This is a genomic window from Ruegeria sp. D4 (assembly GCF_056534475.1).
This window is the reverse complement of sequence record NZ_JBQFPJ010000010.1, coordinates 80,535-98,937: the sequence shown is the minus strand read 5'-3', so window position 1 is coordinate 98,937 and position 18,403 is coordinate 80,535. Positions and strand designations below refer to the sequence as shown.

General features: G+C 59.9%; 14 protein-coding genes. 7 read left to right on the top strand and 7 right to left on the bottom strand.

What is annotated here, in order from left to right; all coding sequences use genetic code 11:
- Nucleotides 1–18 precede the first annotated feature (18 nt).
- From ACR0MI_RS14565 to ACR0MI_RS14555, 3 genes are all read right to left on the bottom strand, one after another.
- Nucleotides 19–1,473 carry an NAD(P)(+) transhydrogenase (Re/Si-specific) subunit beta gene (locus ACR0MI_RS14565; protein ID WP_170615302.1) on the bottom strand — a complete coding sequence of 485 codons (1,455 nt, stop codon included), beginning with the start codon at nt 1,471–1,473 and terminating at the stop codon, nt 19–21.
- Between the two features lie 13 nt (nt 1,474–1,486).
- Complete coding sequence (locus ACR0MI_RS14560; RefSeq protein ID WP_170615301.1) at nt 1,487–3,058, bottom strand: Re/Si-specific NAD(P)(+) transhydrogenase subunit alpha; 1,572 nt, start codon at nt 3,056–3,058, stop codon at nt 1,487–1,489.
- 131 nt (nt 3,059–3,189) lie between these two features.
- A complete protein-coding gene (locus tag ACR0MI_RS14555; RefSeq protein ID WP_480441370.1) occupies nt 3,190–3,639 on the bottom strand; it encodes a methyltransferase family protein in 450 nt (149 codons plus the stop codon).
- Nucleotides 3,640–3,809: 170 nt separating this feature from the next.
- Between ACR0MI_RS14555 and kynU the strand changes: the two genes are divergently transcribed.
- Nucleotides 3,810–5,003: a kynureninase gene (gene kynU / locus ACR0MI_RS14550; RefSeq protein WP_170615299.1), complete on the top strand. Its 1,194-nt coding sequence runs from the start codon at nt 3,810–3,812 to the stop codon at nt 5,001–5,003.
- Here the strand turns inward: kynU and ACR0MI_RS14545 are convergent.
- Entirely contained in the window at nt 4,996–5,574 is a 579-nt protein-coding gene (locus ACR0MI_RS14545; RefSeq protein WP_170615298.1) for a TetR/AcrR family transcriptional regulator, read from the bottom strand. The genes kynU and ACR0MI_RS14545 overlap by 8 nt on opposite strands.
- Nucleotides 5,575–5,672: 98 nt before the next feature.
- Between ACR0MI_RS14545 and ACR0MI_RS14540 the strand changes: the two genes are divergently transcribed.
- A complete protein-coding gene (locus ACR0MI_RS14540; protein WP_170615297.1) occupies nt 5,673–6,137 on the top strand; it encodes a (2Fe-2S)-binding protein in 465 nt (154 codons plus the stop codon).
- A gap of 3 nt (nt 6,138–6,140) precedes the next feature.
- Nucleotides 6,141–8,381 carry a molybdopterin cofactor-binding domain-containing protein gene (locus ACR0MI_RS14535; RefSeq protein ID WP_170619700.1) on the top strand — a complete coding sequence of 747 codons (2,241 nt, stop codon included), beginning with the start codon at nt 6,141–6,143 and terminating at the stop codon, nt 8,379–8,381.
- Between the two features lie 39 nt (nt 8,382–8,420).
- Here ACR0MI_RS14535 and ACR0MI_RS14530 read toward each other — a convergent pair whose 3' ends face one another.
- From ACR0MI_RS14530 to ACR0MI_RS14520, 3 genes are all read right to left on the bottom strand, one after another.
- Entirely contained in the window at nt 8,421–9,200 is a 780-nt protein-coding gene (locus ACR0MI_RS14530; RefSeq protein ID WP_170615295.1) for a gamma-glutamyl-gamma-aminobutyrate hydrolase family protein, read from the bottom strand.
- Nucleotides 9,201–9,431: 231 nt separating this feature from the next.
- A complete protein-coding gene (locus ACR0MI_RS14525; protein ID WP_170615294.1) occupies nt 9,432–9,857 on the bottom strand; it encodes a GlcG/HbpS family heme-binding protein in 426 nt (141 codons plus the stop codon).
- A gap of 82 nt (nt 9,858–9,939) precedes the next feature.
- Entirely contained in the window at nt 9,940–12,075 is a 2,136-nt protein-coding gene (locus tag ACR0MI_RS14520) for a malate synthase G (RefSeq protein WP_170619699.1), read from the bottom strand.
- Between the two features lie 223 nt (nt 12,076–12,298).
- Between ACR0MI_RS14520 and pepN the strand changes: the two genes are divergently transcribed.
- From pepN to gatB, 4 genes are all read left to right on the top strand, one after another.
- A complete protein-coding gene (gene pepN / locus ACR0MI_RS14515; protein ID WP_170817069.1) occupies nt 12,299–14,851 on the top strand; it encodes an aminopeptidase N in 2,553 nt (850 codons plus the stop codon).
- The gene (locus ACR0MI_RS14510; protein ID WP_170615291.1) at nt 14,848–15,276 is read left to right on the top strand and encodes a hypothetical protein; all 429 of its coding nucleotides are present in this window, start codon (nt 14,848–14,850) and stop codon (nt 15,274–15,276) included. Before pepN ends, ACR0MI_RS14510 begins: the two co-directional genes overlap by 4 nt.
- 204 nt (nt 15,277–15,480) lie before the next feature.
- Nucleotides 15,481–16,668 (top strand): hypothetical protein, encoded by a 1,188-nt coding sequence (locus tag ACR0MI_RS14505; protein ID WP_480441377.1) that lies wholly within the window; start codon nt 15,481–15,483, stop codon nt 16,666–16,668.
- 98 nt (nt 16,669–16,766) lie between these two features.
- The gene (gene gatB / locus ACR0MI_RS14500; RefSeq protein ID WP_170615289.1) at nt 16,767–18,278 is read left to right on the top strand and encodes an Asp-tRNA(Asn)/Glu-tRNA(Gln) amidotransferase subunit GatB; all 1,512 of its coding nucleotides are present in this window, start codon (nt 16,767–16,769) and stop codon (nt 18,276–18,278) included.
- Nucleotides 18,279–18,403 lie beyond the last annotated feature (125 nt).

Sequence of the window (18,403 nt, the reverse complement as noted above, 5' to 3'; positions counted from 1 at the left end):
TTTGATACAGCCTGCCGATCAGTCGATCATGGGCAGCAGCTTGTCCAGGCTCGCCTTGGCGTCGCCATAGAACATGCGGGTGTTTTCCTTGAAGAACAGCGGGTTTTCGATACCCGAATAGCCAGTACCCTGACCACGCTTGGACACGAACACCTGCTTGGCCTTCCAGCATTCCAGAACCGGCATACCGGCGATGGGGCTGTTGGGATCCTCCTGCGCCGCAGGGTTCACGATGTCGTTCGAGCCGATCACGATGGCCACATCCGTATCCGGGAAGTCATCGTTGATCTCGTCCATTTCCAGAACAATATCATACGGCACTTTCGCTTCGGCCAGCAGAACGTTCATATGGCCCGGCAGACGACCGGCTACGGGGTGGATCGCAAAACGCACCTCTTTGCCCTTGGCGCGCAGCTTGCGGACCAGTTCGGAAACGGACTGCTGCGCCTGCGCCACGGCCATCCCGTAACCCGGGATGATGATCACGCTGTCAGCGTCGTTCAGCGCGGCCGCAACGCCATCTGCGTCAATCGCCACCTGCTCGCCTTCAACAGCCATCTGCTCGCCCTGAGGACCGCCAAAACCGCCCAGGATTACGCTGACAAAGTGACGGTTCATCGCCTTACACATGATATAGGACAGGATCGCACCGGACGAGCCCACCAGCGCACCGACCACGATCAGCAGGTCGTTGCCCAGCGAGAAGCCGATCGCCGCAGCGGCCCAGCCCGAGTAGCTGTTCAGCATCGACACAACCACCGGCATGTCAGCGCCTCCGATGCCCATGATCAGGTGGTAACCGATGAACAGCGCCGCCAGCGTCATCAGGATCAGCGGGAACAGGCCACCCGACGAGGTGTACCAGATCAGGCAGATCAGCGAGAGACCGGCAGCCGCCGCGTTCAGCGCATGACCGCCGGGCAGTTTGGTTGCGGCGCTCGTCACCTTACCCGCCAGCTTGCCATAGGCGACAACCGAACCGGTAAAGGTAATCGCACCGATGAAGATGCCGAGGTACAATTCGACATGCAGGATTGCCAGTTCCGCCGCGGTCTTCTTGGCGATCAGCTTGGCGAATGCGCCCAGATCGGAAAGATCCGCCTGAGACGCACTGTCGGCAATCGCCATCACCTGCGCCACGTTACCGATTTCGAAATGAGCGTTGAAGCCGACGAACACAGCCGCCAGACCCACCAGCGAGTGCATAGCCGCGACAAGCTGCGGCATCTCGGTCATCTGCACGCGCTGCGCCACGTACTGGCCGATGAAACCACCACCGGCTATCAGCAGCAGCGACAGCAGCCACAGTCCCGAACCGGGACCAACCAGCGTGGCGAAGACCGCCAGCGCCATACCGACGATGCCATACCAGACCGCGCGCTTGGCGCTTTCCTGGTTCGACAGACCGCCGAGCGAAAGGATGAACAAAACAGCCGCAACGACATAGGCAGCAGTAGTGAAGCCAAATTCCATGTGCCCGGCCTCCTTAAGATTTCTGGAACATGGCAAGCATGCGCCGGGTTACGAGGAAGCCACCGAAGATGTTGATCCCGGCCATGAAGACGGACAGCGCCGCCAGCAGAATGACCAGGAACGATCCTGATCCGATCTGCATCAAGGCCCCAACGATGATGATCGACGAGATCGCGTTGGTGATCGCCATCAGCGGAGTGTGCAAGCTGTGCGAAACATTCCAGATCACCTGGAAGCCCACAAAGATCGCCAGCACAAAGACGATGAAGTGCTGCATGAAACTGGCCGGAGCGATCAGCCCCACCAGCAACATCAGCGCGCCGCCCACACCCAACAGGGTAAACTGCTGCTTGGTCTGCGCCTTGAAGGCCGCAATCTCCTGCGCCTTCTTCTCTTCCGGGGTCAGTTCCTTGACTTCCGGTTTCTTCTGCGCCGCAATCGCCTGCACTTTGGGCGGCGGCGGCGGGAAGGTAATCTCGCCCTCGAATGTCACAGTCGAGCCGCGAATCACGTCATCTTCCATGTCATGATTAATCTGACCGTCCTTTTCGGGCGTCAGGTCGGTCATCATGTGACGGATGTTGGTCGCATACAAAGACGAGGACTGTGCTGCCATCCGGCTGGGGAAGTCGGTGTAGCCGATGATGGTCACGCCATTGTCGGTCACGATCTTCTCGTCCGCCACGGTCAGCTTGCAGTTGCCGCCCTTTTCCGCCGCCAGATCGACAATGACCGAGCCGGGCTTCATGCTTTCGACCATGTCTTTGGTCCAAAGCTCGGGCGCTTCGCGGTTCGGGATCAGCGCGGTGGTGATGACGATGTCCATTTCCGGCGCAAGTTCACGGAATTTGGCCAACTGCGCATTGCGGAACTCTTCGGACTGGACCGAAGCATAGCCACCGGTGGCCGCGCCGTCTTGTTGGTCTTCTTCAAAGTCCAGATAGACGAATTCAGCACCCATGGACTCGACCTGCTCGGCCACTTCCGGGCGCACGTCGAACGCATAGGTGATCGCGCCCAGCGAGGTCGAGGTCCCGATGGCCGCCAGACCGGCCACACCGGCGCCAACGATCAGCACCTTTGCAGGCGGCACTTTACCCGCCGCCGTCACCTGACCGGTGAAAAAGCGACCAAAGTTGTTGCCCGCCTCGATCACGGCGCGGTAACCCGCGATATTGGCCATCGACGACAATGCGTCCATCTTCTGCGCGCGCGAAATACGCGGAACCATTTCCATGGCGATCACGTTTGCGCCCTTGGATTTGGCCAGTTCCATGCCTTCTTCGTTGCCCGCAGGGTTGAAGAACGAGATCAGCGTCTTGCCCTTGGTCAGCCGCTTCAATTCCACATCGGTCGGTTGGCGCACCTTGGCGACAATATCGGCCGCCTTCCATAGCGCCGCCGCAGTCTTGACCACCTCGACACCCGCAGCCTCATAGGCCGCATCCGAGAACCCGGCAGCGGCGCCCGCGCCCTTCTCGATCAGGCACTCATAGCCCAGCTTCTGCAATTGCACGGCAGAGTCCGGCGTCATCGCAACCCGGTTCTCTCCGTCCAGTCTTTCCTTCGGTGTGCCTATTTTCACCGGTGCTATCCCCCTAATTTTGACTCAATCCGAGCAGGTGGTCGGTATTGTTTGATAAGCAATCATGTATCCTGCGCAACATTATTTCGCAAGCGCAGCATTTTTGACGTTGGATCATGGCCGCAACCCACTCATATCCACCGCCGTGTTTCCCGTTCATAGCGGGCAAAATCGGCGCGGAATGTCCGGCGCAGGCGGTCTTCTTCCGGCAGGATAAAACGGCGTTCCAGGACCCAGACAAAGACCGGCACCAAAACCAGAGAAAGCACTGCATCAAAACGCAGAATCAGACCGGCCAGGATCAGAACATCCCCCAGATAAATCGGATTGCGGCTGCGCTTGTAGATGCCCGATCGCACCATCGCGGTTGGTGTTTCGTGCGGAATAACGGTGGTTTTGTGGCGGCGGAATTCGACGATGGCCAACACGGCCAGAAGGATGCCCCCTCCGATCAGGATGCCACTCAAAAGATCGGTCAGGCCGCTTTCCAGCGACAGATCCAACGACAGATGACGTACCTGCAGCCACGCGAGCACGGCGAATCCCAAAAGCCAGACGGGTGGTACATCGATCCGTTGCACGCACATTTCCTGTGATTGACGACACGCGCGATTATGTCGCTTCTGAACGACGTCCTACCGCTTTCGGGCCAAAATGGCAAAGCTCAGGATGTCGCATCGATGGACAGGCGGTTTCCGATCAGATAGGCCCGTGGAAACACTGATCCGAAGCACAATAAGATGAGCCCTGAATGACCGATTTTGCCGCAACCAAAGCCATGTTCGACCTGCCTGAGGGCGTGATTTATCTGGATGGCAATTCGCTCGGTCCCTTGCCCAAGGCGGCTGGCGCACATGTGCAGGACATGATGGCCAACGAATGGGGGCAAATGCTGATCACCGGCTGGAACAAGGCAGGTTGGATGGGAATGCCGACCGGGCTGGGTGATCGTATCGGGCGGCTGATTGGGGCCGAACCCGGCAGCGTTGTGGTCGGCGACACATTGTCGATCAAGGTATATCAGGCCGTGGCCTCCGCGCTGGAGCTGTGCCCCAACCGCAAGGTTGTTCTGTCGGACAACGGAAACTTCCCCTCGGACCTTTACATGGCGGACGGGCTTCTGCGCTCACTCGGACCGGATTATGAATTGCGTGTGGTCGCCCCTGAGGACGTGGCCGCGAACATTACCGAAGACGTTGCCGTTCTGATGCTGACGGAAGTGGACTATCGCTCGGGACGCATGCACGACATGAAGGCGCTGACGGAACAGGCGCATTCGAACGGCACAGTTACGGTCTGGGACCTGGCCCATTCTGCGGGCGCAATCCCCGTTGACCTGTCGGGCTGCAACGCAGATTTTGCAGTGGGCTGCACATACAAATACCTCAACGGTGGTCCGGGCGCGCCAGCCTTTATCTATGTCGCACCACGTCTGGCTGACAGCGTCAGGCCCGCACTGTCCGGCTGGCTGGGTCACGAAGCGCCATTTGCCTTTGATCTGGATTACCGTCCGGGCAGCGGGATCGAAAGAATGCGGGTCGGCACCCCCCCGGTCATTCAGATGAGCGCGCTTGCATCAGCAATGGATGTCTGGGATCTGGCAGAAATGAACGACGTGCGGGCCAAGTCCATCGAACTGACCGAGCTTTTCGTTGCGCGCGTCGAAGCCACCTGCCCTGGTCTGCATCTGGCCAGCCCGCGAGATCCGAACCTGCGCGGCAGTCAGGTCTCATTCCATTTCACCGAGGGCTATGCCGCGATGCAGGCCCTGATCGCGCGCGGCGTGATCGGAGATTTCCGGGCCCCGGACATTATGCGCTTTGGCTTCACGCCGCTCTACATCGATGAACAGGATGTCGAACGCGCGGTCGAAATCCTTGCAGATATCATGCAGAACAGATTGTGGGATGCGCCGGAATACAAAATTCGCCAGCGCGTCACCTGACCTCAAGCCCGGCGCCAAACAGGTCAGCCACCTGGCCTACCTGTTGTTCGTAAACCTCGGCACCCGCTCCGGTCAGTTTCAATCCCTTGAGCGTCGCTGAAATGGTCCGGCCGGTTTCAACGGCGTCCGCGAACAACCGAACGCGCCCAGCTTGTTGTTGGTGTGACAGCCAGTCTGCGTAAAGCCCCGCCAGCATGGCCTCCCCCTCCGAGATGATCTCGGAAGACATGGACTTGGTGTTATCCAGCAGTTCAAGCCCGTGCGGCAGCGCCAGAATGGCTGCCATTCCTTCGGTCTGCGCCCGTATTGCTCGCTTCAACACGTCCGGCACGGAACCGGGCGACGCCAGCGCGGCAGCAACCGCTGCGCTTTTTTCCGCATAGTAGAGTTCGGTCAGCTTTCTGACGATCGCTTCTTTGTTCTTGTAGTGCAGATACACGGCCGGTCGGGACATCCCCGCGCCCCGCGCTATGTCGTCCATTGATGTCTTGCGAAATCCGTACGTAGCAAATGCCTGAAAGGCCGAGTCCAGGATCGCTTTTTGCCGTATATCGCCAACTGCTTCTGTCATGCTCAAATTCGTGACATTTTTTGTTTATTTTGTCAATTGACATCCTGACACTTTTCAACAATTGTGTCAGAAACCGCGACAGCTACGAGAGGTGCGCCATGGCGACCGCCCTTAAGATCAATGGAAAGCAGCATCAGATTGACCTGCCCGATGACGTCCCCCTGCTTTGGGTCTTGCGGGATGAGGTCGGCCTGACCGGGACCAAATTCGGCTGTGGCGTGGCAGCCTGCGGGGCCTGCACCGTCCATATTGATGGCGAGGCGGTACGCTCGTGCCAGGTTGCGCTATCGGACGTTTGGGGTGACGTGACCACAATAGAAGGTATCGGCACCCCGGACGCGATGGCGACCATACAGCAGGCCTGGGTCGATCATCAGGTCGCGCAATGCGGTTATTGCCAGTCAGGCCAGATCATGCAGGCCGCTGCGCTGCTGGCGGAAAACCCCGTCCCAAGCGACAGCGATATCCACGAGGCGATGCAGGGCAACCTGTGCCGCTGTGGCACCTATCCCCGCATTCGCGCCGCGATTCACGATGCGGCGTCCAAGATAAACGAGGCGTAAACTATGGCATCTGTTGGTAAAATCCTCCGCCGCACGTTCCTGATCGGTTCAGCCGCAATTGTCGGCGGCGTGGCGTTCGGCGCCTACTATGTCAGCCGCCCGGTCGCCAATCCGCTCAAACCTGGCAAAGGCGAGGCGGCGCTGAACCCGTTCGTTCTGATCGACCAGAACGGCGTTACCCTCTTTGCACCCCGCGCCGAGATGGGGCAGAGCGTGAAAACCACCTGGGCCGCACTGATCGCGGAAGAACTGGACGTGGATCTGGACCAGATCACCGTCCTGCACGGCCCGGCGGCGCAAGCGTATTACAACACGGCCATGATCGGTGAAGGCTTGCCGAACAAGGGCTACGACATCTCTGATTTCCAGCACAATCTGGGTGAAGCTTTGGGCGGGATCGGCAAAGTGCTCAGCCTGCATGTGACTGGCGGCTCGACCTCGATGAAGGACGGGTTCGAGCGGATGCGGGAAGCCGGTGCCTCGGCCCGCGAAACGCTGAAACAGGCTGCCGCCGACCGTCTGGGCGTGGACCGCAGTGCCCTGAAAACGGCCTCGGGCCATGTGATTGCCCCGAATGGCGACAAGATACCCTACACCGAACTGGCCGAAGATGTGGCCAAGCTCCACCCGATCGAGGCACCGCTGCGTGACCCCTCGGAATGGCGTTACCTTGGCCAGACCCAACCGCGTCTGGACATGGCCGAAAAGGCAACCGGCACCGCCGAATTCGCAATTGATGTACGCCTGCCCGGAATGAAGTTCGCCTCGGTCCGCATGAACCCGAAACTGGGTGGCCAGATGAACGGCTTTGACGACACCGCCGCGAAGTCAATGCCTGGGGTCGAGAAAATCGTCGATCTGGGCACTGGCGTTGCTGTCATTGCCACCAATACATGGCTGGCCAATCAGGCAGTCGAAGCCATTGACGTGGATTGGGGCGACGCGCCCTATCCGCCCGGGACAGAGGCAATCTTTGCCAGGATCAGCGAGGCGTTCGAGAACGACCCGAACTCGACCATGCGCGATGACGGCGACGTCAGCACTCTGCCGGACGGCGCCACCGAGATATCCGCGGAATACACCGTGCCTTATCTGGCCCACGCGACAATGGAACCGATGACGGCCGCCGCGCTGTTTTCCGGCAACAAACTGGAATTCTGGGGCGGCAATCAGGCCCCGACCTTCATGCAGATCAAAATTGCCGAGGCGGCCAATCTCGAAACCGATGCTGTTGAGGTTCATACCACCTATCTGGGCGGGGGCTATGGCCGTCGGCTGGAGTTTGACTTTGGGGTCATCGCCACAAAAATCGCCTTGGCCATGCCGAACACGCCGGTTCTGACGACCTGGAGCCGGGAAGAGGACATGCGCCACGACTTCTATCGTCCCGGCGCAATAGCCCGGATGCGCGGTGCGGTCAAAGACGGTCAGGCGGTCCTGATTGACGGTCGGGTCGCCTCGCAATCCTGCACACATCAGGCCGTGTCTCGCGTGACCGGGTTCGCCGGCGGCGGCCCCGACAAGGTACTTGTCGAAGGGCTGTTCAACCAGCCATATGCCGTGCCGAACTATCGCATCAGCGGCCACATCGCCGATCTGGATATTCCCGTCGGCTTCTGGCGTTCGGTCGGCAACAGCCACAACGGGTTCTTCCACGAAACTTTCATGGATGAAATGGCCCATGCCGCCGGCCGCGACCCGCTGGAATTCCGGCTGGAGCTGATGAAGAACGAACACGCGCCATCGGCCGGGTGTCTGGAAGCGGTGCGCGACATGTCGGGCTGGACCGGCCAGACCCCGGACGGAGTTGGCCGCGGGGTCGCCTTCACCTACAGCTTCGGCACTCCGGTAGCGCAAGTGATCGAAGTCGTTGACGAAGACGGCAGCATCCGCATCAGCAAGGCTTGGATTGCCTGCGATATGGGCATTGCGCTGGACCCCGATAACATCAAGGCGCAGATGTTCGGCGGCATGATGTACGGCCTGTCAGCGGCCTGCTTTGGTGCAATAACCTTTGCCGATGGCGAGGTCGAGCAGTTCAACTTCCCCGACTATGACGCCATGCGTATGCACACGGCCCCGGAAGTCGAAGTGCGCGTACTGGAAACCAACCGTCACCTGGGCGGCGCAGGAGAACCCGGCACGCCGCCATCAATGCCGGCACTGGGCAACGCGCTTTTTGACCTGACCGGAGAACGCGCTCGGTCTCTGCCGCTGATCAATCAGTTCAATCTGGTGGTTTGATGCAACCCGACCGGTCCCGTTTTGCGGGGCCGGCGCAAGTCACGCGGTTTGTTGAAACAGTCCAGCTTCCGATCCAGTCGCCCAGGCCCGCACCGCCGCTCCAAATGCTTCGAACAATGGCCGTGACACAGGATCATTCACAGCATCCCATTCCGGATGCCACTGTACGGACAGGGTAAATCCCGGGGCGTCTTTGACATAGATCGCCTCGGGCGTGCCGTCCGGTGCATGGCCGTCGATTTCGATCCTGTGGCCGACTGTCTTGATCCCCTGCCCGTGCAACGTGTTGGTCATCACCTCGGTCGCGCCCATCAGGCGGTGGAACACACCACCCTCGGCCAGTGTCACGACATGGCGCAGGGCGAATTTCTCTTCCAACGTACCGTCGGGCGGCATCCGGTGGTTCATGCGCCCGGGCAGATCACGGATTTCGGGGTATAGCGTCCCGCCCAATGCCACGTTGACTTCCTGAAACCCACGGCAAATTCCAAAAAACGGCTGACCTCGCTCAACACAGGCCCGGACCAGTGGCAAAGTTATCGCATCGCGCGCCCGGTCGAATTCCCCATGCGCTTCAGTGGCCAGTTCGCCATACTCCTCCGGGTGAACATTGGGGCGCCCACCTGTCAGCAGGAAGCCGTCGCAGACCTCAAGCAGTTCATCGACGGATACATATCTGGGGTCTGCCGGGATCAGCATCGGCAGGCAGCCCGAAACATTCGCCACCGCATCGGAATTCATCGTACCGCCGGCATGCGTCGGGTATTGATCGTTCATCAGATACGAGTTTCCGATGATACCAACCACGGGTCGTGACATTGTTGTTTTCCAAAACGTTTCCAGATCTAGCTGAAAACTATCGGCGGCAGATGAGACGTGCAATAGCACACACCCTGCATCTCAGCGCAAGCTCCTGTTCACAAGTGCACAATTTTTCCCAATTTTCGATCAATATTCAGGAAATTGTTCCAGCAAGATCACTAGAAGCGGGAAGGAGTTCCAAATGGCGGTTCTTCAGTCTCCACACCGGCCACGACATAACGTTGCGTGTCAGATCTCGCCCGTCAGACCTGCGGCTTCGATGCCAGCCAGGGCCGCCGCCGCGTCGTTGTCCGACGTGTCGCCCGTCACCCCAACCGCACCAATCACGGCACCCTTTTTGTCGCGCAGCAGGACGCCACCCGGAACAGGCACGACCTGACCGCCATAAACGCCATTTACCGCCGCCATGAAATAGGCCTGAGCCTCGGCGCGCTGCATCTGCGCAGTACCCGCCATGCCCAACATGACCGCCCCATAAGCCTTGCCGTGCGCTATTCCAAAGCGCCCCGGGGCCGCGCCGTCCTCACGCTCGAATGCGATGACGTGACCGCCGGCATCCAACACAACCACCGAGAGTGGCTTCAACTCCATCTCATGCGCTTTTTCCAACGACTTTCGAATGATGGTGCGCGCCTTGCGCAAGGAAATAGCCATCCCTGATCCCTTTCATCTGGCCCAAAGTATCCTCGGGGGAGCGCGAGGGGGCAGACAGCCCCCTCGTTCCCGCCCGTGCAGCTCAACCCAAACTGGCTTTCTTTTCCAGCCGCCGTGCATGCAAAACCGGCTCGGTATAGCCCGAGGGCTGCACCCGCCCCTTGAAAACCAGATCGCAAGCCGCCTGAAAGGCGATACCATCAAAACCGGGCGCCATTGGAGAATATTCCGGATCATTCGCATTCTGGCGATCGACCACGGCCGCCATCTTGCGCATTGCGGCCATCACCTGACCTTCGTCCATCACATCATGGTGCAGCCAGTTGGCCAGCGCTTGCGAGGAAATCCGGCAGGTCGCGCGGTCCTCCATCAGGCCGATGTCATGAATGTCCGGCACTTTCGAGCATCCGACACCCTGATCGACCCACCGCACAACATAACCCAGAATGCCTTGCGCGTTGTTCTCGACCTCACGAGTGATTTCCTCTTCGCTCAGGTTGCGCCCGCCCAGCAGGGGCACGGTCAGCAGATCCTCAAGCGTGCCGCGCGCGCCGCCGGCCGCCAGTTCGTCCTGACGGGCCAGAACATCAACCTTGTGATAGTGGGTCGCGTGCAGTGTAGCGGCGGTTGGGGAAGGCACCCAGGCACAGGTCGCGCCGGATTTCGGGTGGCCGATCTTTTGGTCCAGCATGTCGCCCATCCGGTCGGGCATCGCCCACATGCCCTTTCCGATCTGAGCCTTGCCCTTCAGGCCGCAGGCCAGACCGATATCAACGTTGCGATCCTCATAGGACGCAATCCAGGGCGTGTTCTTGATGTCGCCTTTCGGCAGCATCGGGCCGGCCTCCATCGAGGTGTGAATCTCATCCCCGGTGCGGTCCAGAAAGCCGGTATTGATAAAGGCCACCCGCGATTTTGCAGCGCGGATACATTCCTTTAAGTTGACCGACGTGCGGCGCTCCTCATCCATGATACCCAGTTTCACGGTGTTTCGCGGCAAGCCCAGAATATCCTCGACCATGTCGAAAATTTCGACCGAGAACGCCACTTCTTCCGGCCCGTGCATCTTGGGCTTGACCACGTAAACCGACCCTGCGACCGAGTTGCCCCCCTCGCGCCGCAGATCGTGCATCGCGATCAGCGTGGTGCAAAGCGCATCCATCAACCCCTCGCCGATCTCATTACCCTCGCCATCCAGAACGGCGGGGTTGGTCATCAGATGGCCGACGTTTCGGATCAACATCAGCGAGCGGCCCTTCAGCGCCGCGGTTTCGCCGCCAACGGCGGTGTATTCAACGTCGCCAGCCAGCTTTCGGGTGAATGTCCGGCCACCTTTCGAAACCTCTTCGGTCAGGTCGCCCTTCATCAGACCCAGCCAGTTGCTGTAGGCAACAACCTTGTCGGCGGCATCCACGCAAGCCACCGAATCTTCGCAGTCCATGATAGTGGACAGCGCCGATTCCAGGCGCACATCAGCGATGCCTGCGGGGTCGGAGGCACCAATATTGCTGGACGGGTCGATCATGATCTGCACGTGAAGACCGTTATTCTTCAGCAGCACGAACTCAGGCTTGTCAGCGGAACCGCCAAAGCCAACGAAACCTGCGGGATCGGCCAGCGCCGGCACCAGCGCACCGCCTTCGACGCTCAGGCCCGAAACGTCGGACCACGAGCCATTTTCCAGCGGTACCGCGTCATCCAGAAATGCCTTGGCCCACGCGATCACGCGGGCGCCCCGAGCGGTATCGTATCCTTTACCCTCGGGCAGATCGCCCATCGCATCAGTGCCATAAAGCGCATCATACAGGCTGCCCCATCGCGCGTTGGCGGCGTTCAGCGCAAAGCGGGCGTTGGTGATTGGCACCACCAGCTGAGGCCCGGGTGTCAGAGCAATCTCCGGATCGACCCTGGCGGTTTCGATCTGAAAATCGGTACCTTCCTCGACAAGGTATCCAATCTCTCGCAGGAAAGCCTGATACGCGGCGGCATCATGATCCTGCCCTGTTCGGGCCAGATGCCAGCCGTCGACCCGGCCTTGGATCTCGGCCCGCTTTGCCAGCAACGCTTTGTTCTTCGGCCCCAGCTCCTGAACCATCCGGGAGAGGCCTGACCAAAAATCCTCGGATGAAACGCCCGTTCCGGGCAGCGCCCGGTTTTCGATGAAATCTGCCAGTTCAACGGCGATCTGCAAACCGTTCCGGGCTTCTCTACTGCTCATATTCGACATCTCCCGCAATTGTACGCCACTGTATGCCGGCTTCAATTAGAGCGGAAGTTTCCGATAGGCAACATATTCGCCATCGCTTTTCGGCGGACCTGCCGGATTGGCGTGGCGTCAGCACGCAGGAGAAGCACGCCGGATTTACGTGCCCGGCACCGCTTGCAGCGCATCGCCGCAACCCATAACGTCGCGCCAGACATGAACCGATGCGAGGCCCCCGATGCGCGACGCCGCCCCCACCATAATCTATCTGAAAGACTACACGCCCTTCGGCTATCTGGTGGACAGTTTGCATCTGACCTTTGATCTGGCCGAACACGCCACGCGCGTCACATCGCGCATCGCGTTCCACCCCAATCCCCAAGCAACGGACCGAACCTTTTTCCTGCACGGCGAGGATCTGAAACTGATCCGCGCCGCCATTGATGGCGCGGACATCGCGCCACAGGTCACCGACAAGGGCCTGACTGCGGATGCACCGGATGCGCCGTTCGTGTGGGAGGCCGAAGTCGAGATTGACCCGGGCAACAACACCGCGCTTGAGGGGCTTTACATGTCGAACGGCATGTACTGCACGCAGTGCGAGGCCGAGGGGTTCCGCAAGATCACTTTCTACCCCGACCGCCCGGATGTGATGTCGACCTTCACCGTGCGGATAAATGGCGACCTGCCCGTGCTTCTGTCCAATGGCAACCCCACGGCCAAAGGCGAAGGCTGGGCCGAATGGACCGACCCATGGCCCAAACCCGCCTATCTGTTCGCACTGGTCGCGGGCGACCTGATCGCCCATCCCGACCGGTTCACCACCATGTCGGGCCGGGACGTGGACCTGAACCTTTGGGTTCGTCCGGGCGACGAGGGCAAATGCGCCTTTGGCATGGAAGCGCTGAAGAAGTCGATGAAATGGGACGAAGATGTCTATGGCCGCGAATACGATCTGGATATGTTCAACATCGTGGCCGTCGATGATTTCAACATGGGCGCGATGGAGAACAAGGGGCTGAACATCTTCAACTCCTCCGCCGTTCTGGCCAGCCCCGAAACCTCGACCGACGCCAATTTCGAACGGATCGAAGCGATCATCGCGCATGAGTACTTCCACAACTGGACCGGAAACCGGATCACCTGCCGCGACTGGTTCCAATTGTGCCTGAAAGAGGGTCTGACCGTCTTCCGCGATGCGCAGTTTACGTCCGACATGCGCTCGGCCCCTGTCAAGCGCATCCACGACGCCATAGACCTGCGCGCACGGCAGTTCCCCGAGGATAACGGGCCGCTATCGCACCCCGTCCGGCCCGAAAGCTTCCAGGAGATCAACAACTTCTACACCGCGACCGTCTACGAAAAAGGCGCCGAGGTAATCGGCATGCTGAAACGGCTGGTGGGGGATGAGGCCTATTCCAAGGCGCTCGACCTCTATTTCGATCGCCATGACGGGCAGGCCTGCACCATCGAGGACTGGATCCAGGTGTTCGAGGACACTGCTGGCCGCGACCTGAGCCAGTTCAAGCGCTGGTACAGCCAGTCGGGAACCCCGCGGGTGGCCGTAACAGAGGACTGGGCCGATGGCACCTATACGCTGACCCTCAGCCAGCGGACAGAACCCACACCGGGTCAGACCGAGAAGTTGCCGCAGGTGATCCCCGTTGCTGTTGGCCTTTTGGGGCCGAACGGCGACGAGGTGCGCGCAACTGAAATGCTGGAATTGACGGAAGCGGAACAGAGCTTTGCCTTTACCGGTCTGGCCGCCAAGCCAACGCCGTCGATCCTGCGTGATTTCTCGGCGCCAGTGATCCTGGAGCACGATCAGACCAATGCCGAACGCGCTTTCCTGCTGGCCCATGACACCGACCCGTTCAACCGCTGGCAGGCGGGACGCTCACTGGCGCAGGACACACTGCTGCGCATGATATCCGAAGACGCCACCCCGGACTCCGATTATCTGGACGGGTTGCTGGCCGTGCTGCGCAACCGGGATCTTGATCCGGCTTACCGCGCCCTGATGCTGGGACTGCCAACGCAATCGGAACTCGCTGCCGCCTTGTTCGACCGTGGTGAAACACCAGATCCAATGGCGATCTGGAGTGCGGTCGAGACATTGCGGCAAGCCACAGCGCAACATGTGCAGGACCTGCTGCCCCGCCTGCACAGCGAAGCCCTGGTTCAGACCCCCTACAGCCCCGACGCGGAGCAATCCGGCAAACGCGCACTGGGCAGCGCCGCTCTGTCGCTGACTTCGCGCCTGGACGGCGGTGCCAAGGCAGTAGAAGAGTATGGCGCAGCCAACAACATGACCCTTCAACTCTCGGCCCTGGCCTGTCTTTTGCGGGCCGGAAAAGGTGAGACGGAACTGGCCGGATTTTACACGCAGTGGCAGCACGACCGGCTGGTCGTGGACAAATGGTTCGGCCTGCAGGTCGCGATGGCCGCGCCCGATGCGGTGCCAGACACCGCGCGCAATCTGACCGAACATGCCGATTTCAACTGGAAGAATCCCAACAGGTTCCGCGCAGTAATGGGCGCGCTGGCAATGAACCACGCCGGGTTCCATCAGGCCGACGGCGCAGGTTATGCCCTGCTGGCGGACTGGCTGATCCGGCTTGACCCGGTCAACCCGCAGACCACTGCGCGTATGTGCTCGGCCTTTCAGACATGGAAGCGGTATGACAGTGACCGTCAGGCCCTGATGCGCGCACAACTGACACGCATCCAGGATACCCCAAACCTGTCGCGGGACACCGGGGAAATGGTGTCACGCATACTCGACGCATGACGCCCTTTACCTTCACCCGGCAAAACCGCGCGCCCCGCACTGTACTGATCCTGATCGGCGTCTTTGCGGGGCTGATATCGCTCGTGATCTTTTTCAACGCCGCACTATGGCTGGTCGGGGTGCTGGCGCTTGCCACGCTGCCGGCCATCTGGGACATCGTGAAAGACACCAGCGCCGGGCTGACGCTGGACCGGGATTGCCTCAGGTGGCATTCGGGCGGGCGCGAAGGTGAAATCGACCTGAACGAGATCGATTTTTTCCGCTTCGACACACGTTGGGACTTCTCGGTTCGCGTCTCTTTAATGTTGAAATCGGGCAAGCGTATCCGGCTGCCGGATGAGTCGGTCCCGCCGCACCGGGCCTTTGAAAACACTTTGGAAAACGCCGGCTTTCGGGTCGAACGGCATCATTTTACAGCTTTCTGAAACGATGAGCCGCCACTGACCGGATTGACCCGGGATTCTGAAGTGTTTCAGGCAATTTACTTGAACTGACGCTGATTTACGGCCAGACTTCCGCTGTAAGTTACGTTTTTTGTTACAGTTCCGAGTTTCGCCATGTTCAGGTCATTCAGGGCTCATCTTGCCCGTTTCACAAATCCTTCCCGGCAAATTGCGCCGCCAAACAAGGTGGCAGCAGATGCTGTTGCCGCCGTTCTGCCTGATCAGGGGCAGCTTAACATTCCCGTTGCACAACTAAACGCTGGCGACTTCGTGGGACGCACCACTATTGAACGCGGCCGTCACCTGGCCCGGCAGGATCGGTGGGAAGATCTGTCCGCGGAAATGCGGGCAGCTGATGCAGCGCGCGACACCGCGCCCGACGGGTTGCCGATTGCTGATTTGCTGGCATTCGGTGCACGCTCGGATGTGGTTCTGGCCGCTGAACATGCATTGTCGGATGGCAAGGCCCTGTCAGACTATGATCTGCTAGGAGGCGTCGCCGATCTGGAAGACGTGATGCAGGAACACCCCGGCAACCCGATGATAGCCCTGATCGTTGCACTGGCACATATCGATCTTGCCTGGGCATGGCGGGGAACGGCGCTGGATGCGATCTTGCCACCGCTGCACCGGTCGCGCTGCGCAGCGCATTTTGACCGGGCGGCGGCTATTCTGCCCAAGTGCAAGGCCGCGTTGCCAGACAGCCCGTTGGTTGCTGCCGCAGGCTGCGCCCTGCTGGCCGGTCAACGCCGCACGTCGGTTCGGGTAGCGGACGAGTACGAGCGGCTGATCGCGCTGGACCCCGAAAACCAGCGTCACATGCGCGCCATGGGCAGCCATCTGCTGCCGCGCTGGTTTGGCAGCTATGAAGAGCTTGAGGTTCAGGCCCTGCGCAACGCCGCCAGAACGCAAAAAATATGGGGCGCCGGGGGATATACCTGGGTCCAATTCGATGCGATTGCCTTGGATGAGGAAGCCTGCGCTCGGGTCGATATCGAGTTCTTCCTGGAGGGGCTGCACGACATCTTGGAGCGTCGTCCGGACCAGCAGACCATCAACATGCTGTCGGCCTATTGCGCCATTACCGTGCAAAACGGCGTGGGCCTGAACGAAAAAGCCGATCTTGTCCGCTCGCAACTGCGCGAGGCGGCAAACTGGCTGATCCGCGATCATCTGACCGAACTGCATCCGCTGATCTGGGCCCATGCGGCCGCCGGGTTCAACAATTCGGTCCGCGTACCTTCGCCCGAGCGGTTCGCCGCGCGCGGGCACCGGGACGCATTGCGGGCCATCGCCGATCTGTTTCGCGAGGAACTCAACAGCGGCAAGGACGTGACATTTACCTCGTCGGGCCTGCAACTTTCACGGAACTGAACCGGCAAAAGACTGGAAATCACAGCCATTCCCCCTTGCTCCTCTGACGTGCCGGGCCTAATACGCTGGCCTAGACTTCTGCGGATATGAGGCGCGCCATGCTCGACCTGACATACGAAATGCCCAAACCCAAGACCATTGCCGGGGCCAAGCACGACTGGGAACTGGTAATCGGGATGGAAGTGCATGCGCAGGTCTCGTCCAATGCCAAACTGTTTTCGGGCGCGTCGACAAAATTCGGGGCTGAACCGAACGCAAACGTTGCTTTCGTGGACGCGGCAATGCCGGGCATGCTGCCGGTGATCAACGAGTATTGCGTGGAACAGGCGGTGCGGACCGGGCTGGGCCTGAAGGCAGACATCAATCTGAAATCGGCCTTTGACCGCAAGAACTATTTCTACCCCGATCTGCCGCAGGGATACCAGATTTCCCAGCTTTATCATCCGATTGTGGGTGAGGGCGAAGTGCTGGTCGAGATGGGTGACGGCACCGCACGCAAGGTGCGGATCGAACGTATCCACATGGAGCAGGACGCGGGCAAATCGATCCACGACATGGACCCGCATATGTCCTTCGTCGATCTGAACCGGACCGGCGTTTGCCTGATGGAAATCGTGTCGCGTCCCGACATCCGTGGCCCCGAAGAAGCCGCTGCTTACATCGCCAAGCTGCGCCAGATCATGCGCTATCTGGGTACCTGCGACGGCAACATGCAGAACGGCAACCTGCGGGCGGACGTAAACGTCTCGATCTGCTTGCCGGGCGCGTATGAGAAGTATCAGGAAACGCAGGACTTCTCGCATCTGGGCACACGGTGCGAGATCAAGAACATGAACTCGATGCGCTTTATCCAGCAGGCGATTGAGGTCGAAGCCCGCCGTCAGATCGCAATTGTTGAGGCCGGTGGCAAGATCGATCAGGAAACCCGCCTGTATGACCCGGACAAGGGTGAGACCCGCTCGATGCGGTCCAAGGAAGAAGCGCATGATTACCGCTATTTCCCGGACCCCGACCTGCTGCCGCTTGAGATCGAGCAGGCGTGGGTGGATGATATAGCCGCCAATCTGCCGGAACTGCCGGACGGCAAAAAAGCGCGCTTTATCAGCGAGTTCGGGCTGACTGATTATGACGCCTCGGTGCTGACTGCCGAGGTGGAATCGGCAGCGTATTTCGAAGAAGTCGCCAAGGGACGCAGCGGTAAACTGGCCGCGAACTGGGTCATCAACGAGCTGTTCGGCCGATTGAAGAAAGAAGATCACGACATCACCGAGTCGCCGGTTTCGCCAGCGCAGCTGGGCGGTATCATCGACCTGATTTCGTCGGACGCCATCTCGGGCAAAATCGCCAAGGACCTGTTTGAAATCGTCTATACCGAAGGCGGTGACCCGGCACAGATTGTCGAAGAACGCGGCATGAAACAGGTGACAGATACCGGCGCGATTGAAACGGCTCTGGACCAGATCATCGCCGCCAACCCAGCGCAGGTCGAAAAGGCCAAAGTGAACCCGAAACTGGCCGGATGGTTTGTCGGTCAGGTGATGAAGGCGACCGGTGGCAAGGCCAACCCGAAGGCCGTCAACGAATTGGTCAACAAAAAGCTGGGTTCGTAAATCTTCGGGTTTGCACGTCGCGCACGGCCCACGGTGTGCATTTTGTACATAACGAAAAGTTAACCGCTCAGCCCCGATTTCGGGCTGAGCATCTGCTTGACTCCCCGCCGGATTGCACCCTTTCT

Excerpts from the sequence above, each read along its gene's own strand:
- ACR0MI_RS14535 (WP_170619700.1), top strand. The coding sequence starts at position 6,141 with ATGGCATCTGTTGGTAAAATCCTCCGCCGCACGTTCCTGATCGGTTCA.
- ACR0MI_RS14525 (WP_170615294.1), bottom strand. The coding sequence starts at position 9,857 with ATGGCTATTTCCTTGCGCAAGGCGCGCACCATCATTCGAAAGTCGTTG.
- ACR0MI_RS14510 (WP_170615291.1), top strand. The coding sequence starts at position 14,848 with ATGACGCCCTTTACCTTCACCCGGCAAAACCGCGCGCCCCGCACTGTA.
- gatB (WP_170615289.1), top strand. The coding sequence starts at position 16,767 with ATGCTCGACCTGACATACGAAATGCCCAAACCCAAGACCATTGCCGGG.
- ACR0MI_RS14565 (WP_170615302.1), bottom strand. The coding sequence starts at position 1,473 with ATGGAATTTGGCTTCACTACTGCTGCCTATGTCGTTGCGGCTGTTTTG.
- pepN (WP_170817069.1), top strand. The coding sequence starts at position 12,299 with ATGCGCGACGCCGCCCCCACCATAATCTATCTGAAAGACTACACGCCC.
- ACR0MI_RS14545 (WP_170615298.1), bottom strand. The coding sequence starts at position 5,574 with ATGACAGAAGCAGTTGGCGATATACGGCAAAAAGCGATCCTGGACTCG.
- ACR0MI_RS14530 (WP_170615295.1), bottom strand. The coding sequence starts at position 9,200 with ATGTCACGACCCGTGGTTGGTATCATCGGAAACTCGTATCTGATGAAC.
- ACR0MI_RS14520 (WP_170619699.1), bottom strand. The coding sequence starts at position 12,075 with ATGAGCAGTAGAGAAGCCCGGAACGGTTTGCAGATCGCCGTTGAACTG.
- kynU (WP_170615299.1), top strand. The coding sequence starts at position 3,810 with ATGACCGATTTTGCCGCAACCAAAGCCATGTTCGACCTGCCTGAGGGC.
- ACR0MI_RS14540 (WP_170615297.1), top strand. The coding sequence starts at position 5,673 with ATGGCGACCGCCCTTAAGATCAATGGAAAGCAGCATCAGATTGACCTG.